Below are 12,795 nucleotides of genomic sequence, written 5' to 3' on the forward strand. Positions count from 1 at the left end.
CCTTCGAGGGCCTGCGCCTGATGGACGCCCTCATCGCCGTCAAACGCGGCGTCCCCGGCGCGAGCCTGCCCGAGCTCAAGCAGCGCCGGGTCCCCCAGCGGGACACGGCCGCCCTCCAGGTCACCGAGCCCCAGGAGAGCGGCGGGCGCAGTGATGTCGCCGTCGACAACCCGGTCCCGACCCCGCCGTTCTGGGGCACCCGCGTGGTCAAGGGCATCCCGCTCAAGGACTACGCGTCCTGGCTGGACGAGGACGCCCTGTTCAAGGGCCAGTGGGGGCTGAAGCAGAACCGGGCCGGCGACGGACCGGCCTACGAGGAGCTGGTGGAGAGCGAGGGCCGGCCCCGGCTGCGCGGCTGGCTGCAAAAGCTGCACACCGACAACCTCCTGGAGGCGGCCGTCGTGCACGGCTACTTCCCCTGCGTGGCCAAGGGCGACGACCTGATCATCCTCGACGAGGACGGCAACGAACGTACCCGCTTCTCCTTCCCGCGCCAGCGCCGGGGCCGCCGCCTGTGCCTGGCGGACTTCTTCCGCCCCGAGGAGTCCGGCGAGACCGACGTCGTCGGCCTCCAGGTCGTCACCGTCGGCTCGAAGATCGGCGAGGCCACCGCCAAGCTCTTCGCCTCCGACTCCTACCGCGACTACCTCGAACTCCACGGCCTCTCCGTCCAGCTCGCCGAGGCCCTCGCCGAGTACTGGCACGCCCGCGTCCGCGCCGAACTCGGCTACGCCGGCGAAGACCCCACGGACGTCGAGGACATGTTCGCGCTGAAGTACCGCGGCGCCCGCTTCTCCCTGGGATACGGGGCCTGCCCCGACCTGGAGGACCGCGCCAAGATCGCGGACCTCCTCAAGCCCGAACGCATCGGCGTCCACCTCTCCGAGGAGTTCCAGCTCCACCCCGAACAGTCCACCGACGCCATCGTCCTCCACCACCCGGAGGCGAAGTACTTCAACGCGCGGTGACCGCGAGCTGACCCGGCGTCGTCGACCGGCGCGTAAAGGGGCGCGTTTCCGGTGATCGGGACGTACACTTGTCCGTCCAGCAGGCCGGCCATCCTCCCGTACGGCGAGGAAGGCCGGCCTTCTCGTCCCTTCATGGAGGTGTGCCGGATGACCAGTACGGTTCCCGCGTCCCTGTTCCGTACGAACGGCAGCTCCGCCCTGCAGGCGGTCTTCCTCGACATGGACGGGACCCTCGTCGACACGGAGGGCTTCTGGTGGGACGCGGAGGTCGAGGTCTTCGCCGACCTCGGACACCGGCTCGACGAGGCCTGGCGGGACGTGGTGGTCGGCGGGCCGATGACCCGCAGCGCCGGCTACCTCATCGAGTCCACCGGCGCCGACATCACCCTTCCGGAGCTGACCGTCCTCCTCAACGAGAAGTTCGAGCAGCGCATCGAGCGGGGCGTCCCGCTCATGCCCGGCGCCGAGCGGCTCCTCGCCGAGCTGGCCCGGCACTCCATCCCCACGGCCCTGGTCTCCGCCTCGCACCGCCGGATCATCGACCGGGTCCTCGCCTCGCTGGGCCGCGACCGCTTCTCCCTCACCGTCGCGGGCGACGAGGTCGTACGGACCAAGCCGCACCCCGAGCCGTACCTGACGGCCGCCCGGGGAGTCGGGGCCGATCCCACGCTCTGCGCCGTCGTCGAGGACACGGCGACCGGTGTCGCGGCGGCGGAGGCGGCGGGCTGCCGGGTCGTCGCCGTGCCCTCCGTCACCCCGATCGCCCCCTCCCCGGGCCGGGTCGTCGTGCGCTCGCTCGAAGAGGTCGACGTGCCCTTTCTCCGCACATTGATCACGGGAATCTGAGCTTTCACTGAGCTTTCCCGCAGGAAAACGATCAGGCCATTTGCCGAAAAGGCCTCCGCGTGACCTTGGTCACCCAGAGTGCCGAACGGCGGGTGGCCCGTCTTCGTTCCCCGTCCGGAATGCGTGCGTTTCGGTATCCCCATGTGCCCCGATTCGCTCGCGACCGTCCGCATCGTCCGGCGCATGACTATCGAGCCGCACGCATTCATGATCACTGTGCGATTACCCCTCCCCCCGGCGGTGGTCCGGCAATAGGGGCGCGGCCCACTAATCTTTCGCGAGTACTTCGCCGCATAACCGCGTGCACCGGCGCACACCCAAGTCGCCGTGAACACAGGACCGATCGCAACACCCGGCCCGATCGCTCCCGCCCCGACCGGGCGGCAGGCGGCGGAGTGTCACTGACCGCTGCAACCCAGTGCCGGATGAGGAGATCGTCCCTGATGAACCGCAAGACCCTGGTGCTCCCGGCCGTGGCCGGCCTGCTCGCCCCCCTTCTCGCCGCCTGCGGCGGATCCGAGGGCGACCGGGCCATCGTGGTCGGCACCACGGACCAGTTCATCGCGACCGAGGACGCCCCCGCCCCCCTCGACCCTGCCTACGCCTACGACACCGGCGCCTGGAACATCCTGCGGCAGACCGTCCAGACCCTGCTGCACGTGCCCCGCGAGGGCGGCGAGCCCGTCCCCGAGGCGGCCGAGAGCTGCGGCTTCTCCGACAAGGCCAGCGAGAGCTACCGCTGCACGCTCCGCGCCGGCCTCACCTTCGCCGACGGCACCCCGATCACCGCCGAGGACGTCAAGTACTCCATCGAGCGCGTCCTGAAGATCAAGTCGGACAACGGAACGGCCGCCCTCCTCTCGAACGTCGACACCGTCGAGACCCAGGGCGCCGACGGGATCGTCTTCCACCTCAAGACCCCCGACGCCACCTTCCCGTACAAGCTCTCCACCCCGGTCGCCGGCATCCTCAGCAAGGACAAGTACGCCGCCGACGGGCTCCGCGACGGCTTCGACGTCGACGGCTCGGGCCCATACACCATGAAGGTCGAGCGCGAGGGCGAGAAGGTCGGCCGCTTCGTCTTCACCAAGAACCCGAAGTACAAGGGCGACATCACCCTGCGCAACGACAGGGTCGAACTGCGCCCCTTCGCCGACTCGACCGCGATGGGCAAGGCCCTGGAGAGCAAGGACATCGACATGATGGCCCGCTCCCTGTCGCAGAAGCAGATCAAGGACCTCGCCGAGACGCCCAAGGAGGGCATCAAGACGGTCGAGGTCCCCGGTCTGGAGATCCGCTACCTCGGCTTCAACACCAAGGCCCCCTCCGTCGAGCAGAAGGCCGTGCGCCAGGCGATGGCCGCCGTCGTCGACCGGGGCGCCCTGGTCAACCTCGTCTACGGCCCCACCGCCCAGCCGCTCTACTCGCTGATCCCCTCCAGCATCACCGGCCACGCCACCCCCTTCTTCGACGCCTACGGGGAGCCCGACGCCGACCGGGCCGCCCAGATCCTCAAGAAGGCGGGCATCAAGACCCCGGTCAAGGTGACCCTGAACTACACCACCGACCACTACGGCGCCGAGACCGCCCAGGAATTCGAGGCGCTCGGCAAGCAGCTCACCGCCAGCGAGCTCTTCGACGTCACCCTCAAGGGCGCCGAGTGGTCCACCTTCCGCACCGCCCAGAAGCGCGGCGACTACGCCGTCTACGGCCTCGGCTGGTTCCCCGACTACCCGGACCCGGACAACTACATCGCGCCCTTCCTGGACAGCGACAACTTCCTCAACACCCCGTACGTGAACAAGGTCGTCCGCGACCAGCTCATCCCGCGCTCGCGCCGCCAGGCCGACCGCACCGCCGCGGCCCCCGTCTACGCGCAGATCCAGAAGATCGTCGCCGAGGACGTCCCCGTCCTGCCCCTGTGGCAGGGCAAGCAGTACGTTGCCGCCCGCAACGACCTCAGCGGAGTCGAGTACGCGCTCAACACCTCCTCCGACCTGCTGCTCTGGGAACTGGGTCGCGGCACCGCCTGACCCCTTCGTTGTCCCGGCCGCGCGCCCGCGCGGCCGGTCATGGCAAGAGATCAAGAGGCACGACTGTGAAGGCACACAACAAGTGGCTGACGGCACCGCTCGCCGCCGGCCTGTCCGCCGCCCTCCTCAGCGGCTGCGGCACCGAACAGGGCGGCGGCTCCGGCGGCACCGGTGACGGCATACGCGTCGGCATGTCCGACGAGATCCTCGCCACCGACCCGGCGGCCGGCTACGACCCCGGCTCCTGGCTGCTCTTCAACAACGTCTTCCAGTCGCTCCTCGCCTTCCCCAAGGGCGGCCTCGAACCCGAGCCCGAGGCCGCCGACGAGTGCGCCTTCTCCGCCGGCAGCAAGGTCTACACCTGCACCCTGCGGGACGGCCTGACCTTCTCCAACGGCAACAAGCTCACCTCGGAGGACGTCAAGTACTCCTTCGAGCGGGCCATCAGGATCGCCGACCCGAACGGCCCGGCGCCCCTGCTCTCCACCATCGCCGCCATCGAGACCCCCGACGAGAAGACCGTCGTCTTCCGCCTCAAGGTCCCCGACGCCACCTTCCCCAGCAAGATCGCCTCCGGTGCCGGCTCCATCGTCGACCACCGCGAGTACCCCGCCGACGCCCTGCGCACCGACGGCAAGGCGACCGGCTCCGGCCCGTACAGGCTGGACACCCTCAGCGACACCGAGGCCACCTTCTCCGCCAACTCCGGCTACCACGGCAACGCCAAGCCCAAGAGCGACGCGGTCACCCTCAAGCTCTACCGCGGCGACCGCTCCGCCCTCGCCAAGGCCTTCGCCGACGGCCAGATCGACGTGGCCTACCGAGGCCTCTCCGCCGACGACATCGCCACCCTGGAGACCTCCGACACCACCGGAGACCGGGGCATCGAGGTCGTCCAGGGCAGCAGCGCCGAGGTCCAGCACCTCGTCTTCAACATGAAGGACCCGGTCGTCGGCAAGCTCGGCGTCCGGCAGGCCATCGCCCACCTCGTCGACCGCGAGGCGCTCGTCGAGGACGTCTACAAGTCGACCGCCACCCCGCTCTACTCGATCGTCCCGGCGGGCATCAACGGCCACAACACCGCCTTCTACGACACCTACGGCTCCCCCGACGTGGCCAAGGCGAAGAAGGCCCTGCGCGGGGCCGGCGTCACCGACAAGGTGAAGCTCACCCTCTGGTCCACCCCCAGCCGCTACGGCCCGGCCACCGACCAGGAGCTCAAGGCCATCGCCGGCCAGCTCAACGCCAGCGGCCTCTTCGACGCCGACGTCAAGTCCGTAGCCTTCGAGGAGTACGAGAAGGACATCGCGGCCGGCAAGTACGGCGTCTACGTCAAGGGCTGGGTCCCCGACTACCCCGACGCCGACAACTTCACCGCCCCCTTCTTCGGCGAGGGCAACGTCCTCGGCAACCACTACGAGAACAAGACCGTCACCGGCGACCTCCTCCCGAAGACGGCCGCCGCGGCCGACCGCGCCGGCACCGCCGACGAGTACGTGAGGATCCAGAACATCGTCGCCGGGGAACTGCCCCTGCTCCCCCTCTGGCAGGGCAAGCAGTACGCCGTCTCCCGCACCGGCGTCACCGGCCTCGAATGGACCCTCGACGCCTCGACCGTCTTCCGCTTCTGGGAGCTCCGCAAGAGCTGACGCGGACGACGTCCCTCCCCCACGACGAGAGGGGCCCGGCGCACCCGCGCCGGGCCCCTCTGTCGCTCCCGGGACCGCTACTGGTTGCCGCCGGGCCGCACCAGACCGCTCTCGTACGCGTACACCGCCGCCTGCACCCGGTCCCGCAGCCGCAGCTTCGTCAGCACGTGCCCCACGTGGGTCTTCACCGTCGTCTCGCTGACGAACAGGTCAGCGGCGATCTCCGCGTTCGACAGGCCGCGCGCCACCAGCTTCAGCACCTCCACCTCGCGGTCGGTCAGGGTGCCGAGCGTGTCCGGAACCTGCTCCTCGCCCGTCGGCAGGTGCGCCGAGTACTTGTCGAGCAGCCGGCGCGTGATCGACGGCGCCAGCATCGCCTCGCCCGCGGCCACCACCCGGATCGCCTGCACCAGCTCGTTCGCCGGGGCGTCCTTCAGGAGGAAGCCGCTCGCACCGGCCCGCAGCGCCTCCACCACGTACTCGTCCAGGTCGAAGGTGGTCAGGACCAGCACCTTCGCCGGACCGTCCCGCCCCGGCCCCGTGATCTGCCGGGTCGCCTCCACCCCGTCCATCCGCGGCATCCGGATGTCCATCAGCACCACGTCCGGCTGGAGGGCGCGCACCTGCTCCTGCGCCTGGAGACCGTCCCCGGCCTCACCCACCACCGCGATGTCCTGCTCCGCCTCCAGAATCATCCGGAAGCCGGTGCGCAGCAGCGGCTGATCGTCGACCAGGAGGACGCGGATCGTCACAAGGGCTCCTTCACGGGGCTGGGCTCACGGTGTTCACGGGCCGGACCGCGCGGAGCGGACCGGCCCCCGGGATGCGGGCGGACCCCTACGGCGCGGGCGGGGCCGGGTCCATTCTGCCCTGCCCGGATTCGCCCGACTCCGGCGGCCGCACCGAGACGATCTCCAGCGGATAGGCCGGGGGAGTGCCGCCGAACTCCGGACAGACCGCCCGGTGGTCGCACCAGCCGCACAGCTTCGTCGGCCGCGGCCGCCAGTCGCCCGTCTCCGTCGCCAGCCGGATCGCCTCCCACAGCGCGAGCAGCCTCCGCTCCACCCGCAGCAGGTCCGCCTCCACCGGGTCGTACGTCAGCACCTCCCCGCTGCCCAGGTACACCAGCTGGAGCCGCCTCGGGACCACGCCCCTCAGCCGCCGGACCACGAGCGCGTAGAAGGTCATCTGGAACAGCGCGCCGTCCCGGTACTCCGGCCGGGGCGCCTTGCCCGTCTTGTAGTCGACGATCCGCACGTCGCCCGAGGGCGCCACGTCGATCCGGTCGATCACCCCGCGCAGCCGCAGCCCCGAGTCCAGCTCCGTCTCCACGAACAGCTCGCGCTCGGCCGGCTCCAGGCGCGTCGGGTCCTCCAGCGTGAACCACCGCTCGACCAGCCGCTCCGCCTCGCCCAGCCAGCCCGCCAGCCGCTCCCCGTCCGGATCCTCCGCGAACAGCTCGCCCAGCTCCGGCTTCGACGCCAGGAGCCGCTCCCACTGCCCCGGCACCATCGCCTTCGCCTTCGGCGCCGTCCGCTCCGCCGCCGGATCGTCGAAGAGCCGCTCGAGCACGGCGTGCACCAGCGTGCCCCGGGTCGCCGCCGGACTCGGCTTCTCCGGCAGCCGGTCGATCACCCGGAACCGGTACAGCAGCGGACACTGCATGAAATCGCTCGCCCGCGAGGGCGACAACGACATGGGCGGCCTCGGCTCCACCGGCACCCGCTCGCTCGTACTCATGACCCCGACCCTACGACCCGCGACCGACAACCGGCCGAATACCATCGACCCGGGACCCCGTCGCACTGCATGATCGAACCGTGACGCACCGACGCGGGTCACACCGGCGCGACGAAAGGAACCCGTGAACCAGGACGAGCCCAAGCCGCAGCGGACCGAGGAGCCCGGCGGAGGCATCCTCATGGGCCGCCCCTTCGGCGTGCCCGTCTACGTCGCCCCCAGCTGGTTCCTGGTCGCAGCCCTCATCACCTGGGTCTTCGGCGACCAGATCGAACGCGTCCTGCCCGAGCTCGGCGCCGCCCGCTACCTCGTCTCGCTCTTCTTCGCGGTGGCCTTCTACGCCTCCGTGCTCGTCCACGAGCTGGCCCACACGATCGCCGCGCTCCGCTTCAAGCTGCCCGTGCGCCGCATCCAGCTCCAGTTCTTCGGCGGCGTCTCCGAGATCGAGAAGGAGAGCGAGACCCCCGGACGCGAGTTCGTCCTCGCCTTCGTCGGCCCCCTCCTCTCCCTCGTCCTCGCCGGCCTGTTCTACCTCTCCCTGTACGCCGTCGAACCCGGCACCGTCCCCGGCGTCCTCCTCGCCGGCCTGATGATCTCCAACCTGATCGTCGCCGTCTTCAACCTGCTCCCCGGCCTCCCGCTCGACGGCGGCCGGATGCTCCGCGCCGTCATCTGGAAGATCACCGGCAAGCCCATGAGCGGCACCGTCGCCGCCGCCTGGGTCGGCCGCGCCCTCGCCGTCCTCGTCCTCGTCGGCCTGCCCCTGCTGACCCGCACCGGGCTCCTCGGCAACTCCACCGAGGACATCAGCGGCTTCGACACCGTCACCGACGCCCTGCTCGCCGCGATCCTCGCCGCGATCATCTGGACCGGCGCCGGCAACAGCCTCCGCATGGCCCGGCTGCGCGAGCACCTGCCCCAGCTCGGCGCCCGCTCCCTCACCCGGCGCGCCATCCCCGTGGAGCCCGTCACCCCGCTCTCCGAGGCCCTCCGCCGCGCCAACGAGTCGGGCGCCCGCGCGCTGGTCGTCGTCGACGGCACCGGCGAGCCCACCGGCATCGTCCGCGAGGCCGCCATCGCCGCCGTGCCCCAGCACCGGCGCCCCTGGGTCGCGGTCAGCACCCTCGCCCAGGACCTCGCCGACGGCATGCGGGTCCCGGCCGAGCTCACCGGACAGCCCCTCCTCGACCACCTCCGCGCCAGCCCGGCCACCGAGTACCTGGTCGTCGAGGAGACCGGCGAGATCTACGGCGTCCTCTCCACGGCGGATGTCGAACGGGCCTTCGTGAAGGCCATGGCCCGCCCCGGTTCCTGACCCCGGTACGCGGCTCTCCGGCCCGGAAGCCCTTGATAAGGTGCTCGTATGTCCGAACCGACCGGTGCCGCCCGCCGACGCGGGCCCTTCAAGGTCGGGGACCAGGTTCAGCTGACCGACCCCAAGGGCCGTCACTACACGTTCACGCTCGAAGAGGGAAAGAACTTCCACACCCACAAGGGTTCTTTCCCGCACGACGAACTGATCGGCGCCCCCGAGGGCAGCGTTGTCCGCACCACCGGAAACGTCGCCTACCTCGCGCTGCGCCCCCTGCTCCCCGACTACGTCCTGTCCATGCCCCGCGGCGCCGCCGTGGTCTACCCCAAGGACGCGGGGCAGATCCTGGCCTTCGCCGACATCTTCCCCGGCGCACGCGTCGTGGAGGCCGGGGTGGGCTCGGGATCGCTGAGCAGCTTCCTCCTGCGCGCCATCGGCGACAGCGGCATGCTGCACTCCTACGAGCGCCGCGAGGACTTCGCCGAGATCGCGAAGGGCAACGTCGAGCGCTACTTCGGCGGCCCCCACCCCGCGTGGCAGCTCACCGTCGGCGACCTCCAGGACAACCTGTCCGACACCGACGTCGACCGCGTCATCCTGGACATGCTGGCCCCCTGGGAGTGCCTGGAGGCCGTCTCCAAGGCCCTCGTCCCCGGCGGCATCCTCTGCTGCTACGTGGCGACGACCACCCAGCTCGCGCGCACCGTGGAGTCCATCCGCGAGTTCGGCTGCTACGCCGAGCCGCAGCCCTGGGAGTCCATGATCCGCAACTGGCACGTGGAGGGCCTCGCCGTCCGCCCGGACCACCGCATGATCGGCCACACCGGCTTCCTCGTCACCGCCCGCCGCCTCGCGGACGGGGTCGAGCCCCCGATGCGCCGCCGCCGCCCCGCCAAGGGCGCCTACGGCGAGGACTACGAGGGCCCCAACAAGGGCTGACGTCCCGACATCCGCGGCACGCCGCCGCCGAGTTCCCGCCCGCGGGAGGAACTCGGCGGCGGCGTCCTCGCGTTCGAGGCGTTCGGGTCCACCGGGAAGGCGTTCGGCGCGCGCGGGAAACGGCCCGGGGCCCCGGAGGGGCGGCCGTCCGCCGCTCACCCCCACGTGTTCCGTCCCCCTGTGACGTGTGGCACGATGCCGGAAACCTCCGCCGCCGCACCACCCCGTAGGAGACGTCTCGCGTGCAGCTCCCCGCCGCCCCGGACCTCACCGACCTCGCGCACACCCACGCCGGGCCGATGCACTGGCTGGCCACCGCCACCGCGACCGCCGCGGTCGTCGCCCTCGCGGGTCTCCTCCAGCCCGGCCCCGCCGGAACCGCCACCACCGCGACCGCCGCCGCCCCGCGCCCGGCGGCCGCCCCCGAGGCCGCTTCGGCCGCCTATCCCCTGGAGTGCGCGGGAGGCCCCCACACGGTCGCCAGGCGGGTCTCCGGGGACCTCGACGGCGACGGGAACCCCGAGACCGTTGCGGTCGTGCACTGCGAAGCCGGCTCCGGCACCCCGCCGAGCGGCATCTACGTCCTCACCCGCGGCGAGGGGGCGGGCGCACCCGCGCGCGTGGTCGCCACGCTCGTCGCACCGGAGCAGCACAAGAGCGTCACCGAGCTCGCCGTGCGCGACGGGGCGGTGCTCGCCACCCTCCTCGGCTACTCGTCCTTCGACGTGCCCCGCTGCTGCCCGGACGAGAAGGAGCAGGTCAGCTGGCGCTGGCGGGGCGGAGCCTTCGTCCGAGCCGGCCAGGAGGCGGCGCGGAGCGCCTGACCCGTCACTCCGCGTCGGGGCCGTACACCTCGACCTTGTCCGCGACCCGGCGCACGTGGATGCAGTCGCCCGGGCACTCCTTCGCGGAGTCCACGACGTCCTGGAGCAGCGGCAGCGGCACCGGGGTGGTGGCGCCGGTGTCCTGGAGGAGTTCGTCGTCGGGGCTCTTCACATAAGCGAGCCCGTCGATGTCCAGCTCGAAGACCTCGGGAGCGTACTGCGCGCAGATCCCGTCCCCGGTGCACAGGTCCTGGTCGATCCAGACCTCCAGGGCCTCGCCGGCGCCCGTCGCCGGGGCCTCGTCCTGCACGGTCATATCTCCTGCCGTTTCTGCTTCGCGCGTTAAGTCGGGCCACCCGTGGCGGGTGTTGGCCAATGACGACGATACAACCGCCCGCTTTCAGACGGTGAAGGGTGGGTATTCACCTGGCGAGAGGGGAAGCGCAAGGGTGAAGATCGGACACACCTCGGAGTCTTTTTGATCTAGGGGTTTCAATCACCACCCACGCAGGTAGGGTCAGGAAGCGTCCAGCTCCCCTTGGAGGAGGTGAGGACCGTGGCAGCCCACGACGACGACATCAACCGCGGCATCCGGCCGGGACGAGGGTCTGAGGACCCCGCCGGTCAGGTTGCCTATCTCGAGCAGGAAATCGCCGTCCTGCGCCGCAAGCTCGCCGACTCTCCGCGCCACACGAGGATTCTCGAAGAGCGGATCGTCGAGCTGCAGACCAACCTGGCCGGCGTGTCCGCGCAGAACGAACGTCTGGCGAACACGCTCCGTGAGGCCCGCGACCAGATCGTGGCCCTCAAGGAGGAGGTCGACCGGCTCGCGCAGCCGCCGGCCGGCTTCGGTGTCTTCCTGCAGGCCAACGAGGACGGCACGTGCGACATCTTCACAGGTGGCCGCAAGCTCCGGGTGAACGTCAGCCCGAGCATCGAGCTCGAAGAGCTCAGGCGAGGCCAGGAGGTCATGCTCAACGAAGCGCTCAACGTGGTCGAGGCCATGGAGTTCGAGCGCGCCGGCGACATCGTCACCCTCAAGGAGATCCTCGAGGACGGCGAGCGCGCCCTGGTGGTCGGGCACACGGACGAGGAGAGGGTGGTGAGGCTCGCCGAGCCCCTGCTGGACGTCACCATCCGCTCCGGCGACGCCCTGCTGCTCGACCCCAGGTCCGGCTACGTCTACGAGGTGGTCCCCAAGAGCGAGGTCGAAGAGCTCGTCCTCGAAGAGGTCCCGGACGTCGACTACGAGAAGATCGGCGGCCTGGGCAACCAGATCGAGCTGATCCGCGACGCGGTCGAGCTCCCGTACCTCTACCCGGACCTCTTCAAGGAGCACGAGCTGCGGCCGCCGAAGGGCATCCTGCTCTACGGCCCGCCCGGCTGTGGCAAGACGCTGATCGCCAAGGCCGTGGCCAACTCCCTGGCCAAGAAGGTCGCCGAGGTGACCGGTCAGCCCGCGGGGAAGTCCTACTTCCTCAACATCAAGGGCCCCGAGCTCCTCAACAAGTACGTCGGCGAGACCGAGCGGCACATCCGCCTCGTCTTCCAGCGCGCGCGGGAGAAGGCGAGCGAGGGCACCCCCGTCATCGTCTTCTTCGACGAGATGGAATCCCTCTTCCGCACCCGCGGATCCGGTGTCAGCTCGGACGTGGAGAACACCATCGTCCCGCAGCTCCTCGCCGAGATCGACGGCGTGGAGGGCCTGGAGAACGTCATCGTCATCGGCGCCTCCAACCGCGAGGACATGATCGACCCCGCGATCCTGCGGCCCGGTCGGCTCGACGTCAAGATCAAGATCGAGCGTCCGGACGCGGAGGCGGCGAAGGACATCTTCGCGAAGTACCTCACGGGCAACCTGCCGCTGCACGAGGACGACGTCTCCGAGCACGCCGGCTCCAAGGCCGCCGCCGCCCACGGAATGATCCAGTCCGTCGTCGAGCAGATGTACGCGGAATCCGAGGAGAACCGCTTCCTCGAAGTCACGTACGCCAACGGCGACAAGGAAGTCCTTTACTTCAAGGACTTCAACTCCGGCGCGATGATCCAGAACATCGTCGACCGGGCGAAGAAGATGGCCATCAAGGCCTTCCTCGACCACAACCAGAAGGGCATCCGGGTCTCCCACCTCCTCCAGGCCTGCGTGGACGAGTTCAAGGAGAACGAGGACCTGCCCAACACCACCAACCCGGACGACTGGGCCCGGATCTCCGGAAAGAAGGGCGAGCGGATCGTGTTCATCCGCACCCTCGTCACCGGAAAGCAGGGCGCGGACACCGGACGCTCCATCGACACGGTGGCCAATACCGGTCAGTACCTGTAGAACGCCCGCCGGCTGCGGATGTCCGGAAACCGGGCGTCCGCAGCCGACGCATTCCACCCGGAATTTCTCCCGGCACCACGGGGAAATACCGCATCTTGTCTCCCCACCAGCGTGGAGCCGATCTAGGCTCTTCGGTACCGCCGAGTCGCGCACAGTGAGCG

Annotated in this window: 11 protein-coding genes; 8 read left to right on the forward strand and 3 right to left on the reverse strand. The window is 70.2% G+C overall.

All coding sequences use genetic code 11. The features are described 5' to 3' along the window. The 4 genes from ACIQKA_RS31385 to ACIQKA_RS31400 form a co-directional block, all read left to right on the forward strand. Positions 1-968, forward strand: a 968-nt coding sequence (locus ACIQKA_RS31385; protein WP_402543053.1) for a vitamin B12 dependent-methionine synthase activation domain-containing protein, incomplete at its 5' end; no start/stop codon positions are given. Positions 969-1,115: 147 nt separating this feature from the next. Next, positions 1,116-1,814 carry an HAD family hydrolase gene (locus tag ACIQKA_RS31390; protein WP_383157007.1) on the forward strand — a complete coding sequence of 233 codons (699 nt, stop codon included), beginning with the start codon at positions 1,116-1,118 and terminating at the stop codon, positions 1,812-1,814. 443 nt (positions 1,815-2,257) lie between these two features. Further along, a complete protein-coding gene (locus ACIQKA_RS31395) occupies positions 2,258-3,847 on the forward strand; it encodes an ABC transporter substrate-binding protein (protein WP_383157009.1) in 1,590 nt (529 codons plus the stop codon). A gap of 65 nt (positions 3,848-3,912) precedes the next feature. After that, positions 3,913-5,496, forward strand: coding sequence for an ABC transporter substrate-binding protein (locus ACIQKA_RS31400; RefSeq protein WP_383157011.1), 1,584 nt, complete (start codon positions 3,913-3,915; stop codon positions 5,494-5,496). A gap of 77 nt (positions 5,497-5,573) precedes the next feature. Here ACIQKA_RS31400 and ACIQKA_RS31405 read toward each other — a convergent pair whose 3' ends face one another. Both ACIQKA_RS31405 and ACIQKA_RS31410 read right to left on the reverse strand, forming a co-directional pair. Next, positions 5,574-6,248, reverse strand: coding sequence for a response regulator transcription factor (locus ACIQKA_RS31405; RefSeq protein WP_030213079.1), 675 nt, complete (start codon positions 6,246-6,248; stop codon positions 5,574-5,576). An 85-nt stretch (positions 6,249-6,333) separates the two neighbouring features. Further along, complete coding sequence (locus ACIQKA_RS31410) at positions 6,334-7,236, reverse strand: RecB family exonuclease (RefSeq protein ID WP_383435429.1); 903 nt, start codon at positions 7,234-7,236, stop codon at positions 6,334-6,336. Positions 7,237-7,417: 181 nt separating this feature from the next. Here ACIQKA_RS31410 and ACIQKA_RS31415 point away from each other — a divergent pair, with 181 nt between their 5' ends. The 3 genes from ACIQKA_RS31415 (at position 7,418) to ACIQKA_RS31425 (ending at position 10,311) form a co-directional block, all read left to right on the forward strand. Then, complete coding sequence (locus ACIQKA_RS31415) at positions 7,418-8,551, forward strand: site-2 protease family protein (protein ID WP_383435487.1); 1,134 nt, start codon at positions 7,418-7,420, stop codon at positions 8,549-8,551. Between the two features lie 48 nt (positions 8,552-8,599). Further along, on the forward strand, positions 8,600-9,487 hold the full coding sequence (locus ACIQKA_RS31420) for a tRNA (adenine-N1)-methyltransferase (protein ID WP_015032448.1): 888 nt from the start codon (positions 8,600-8,602) through the stop codon (positions 9,485-9,487). Between the two features lie 242 nt (positions 9,488-9,729). After that, entirely contained in the window at positions 9,730-10,311 is a 582-nt protein-coding gene (locus ACIQKA_RS31425) for a hypothetical protein (RefSeq protein ID WP_402543054.1), read from the forward strand. Positions 10,312-10,315: 4 nt separating this feature from the next. Here ACIQKA_RS31425 and ACIQKA_RS31430 read toward each other — a convergent pair whose 3' ends face one another. Next, positions 10,316-10,627: a ferredoxin gene (locus ACIQKA_RS31430; RefSeq protein WP_383157020.1), complete on the reverse strand. Its 312-nt coding sequence runs from the start codon at positions 10,625-10,627 to the stop codon at positions 10,316-10,318. A gap of 240 nt (positions 10,628-10,867) precedes the next feature. Here ACIQKA_RS31430 and arc point away from each other — a divergent pair, with 240 nt between their 5' ends. Next, positions 10,868-12,634: a proteasome ATPase gene (arc, locus tag ACIQKA_RS31435; protein ID WP_121828662.1), complete on the forward strand. Its 1,767-nt coding sequence runs from the start codon at positions 10,868-10,870 to the stop codon at positions 12,632-12,634. The last annotated feature ends 161 nt before the right edge of the window (positions 12,635-12,795 follow it).

This window comes from Streptomyces sp. NPDC092045 (assembly GCF_044756005.1).
Classification (GTDB): Bacteria; Actinomycetota; Actinomycetes; order Streptomycetales; family Streptomycetaceae; genus Streptomyces.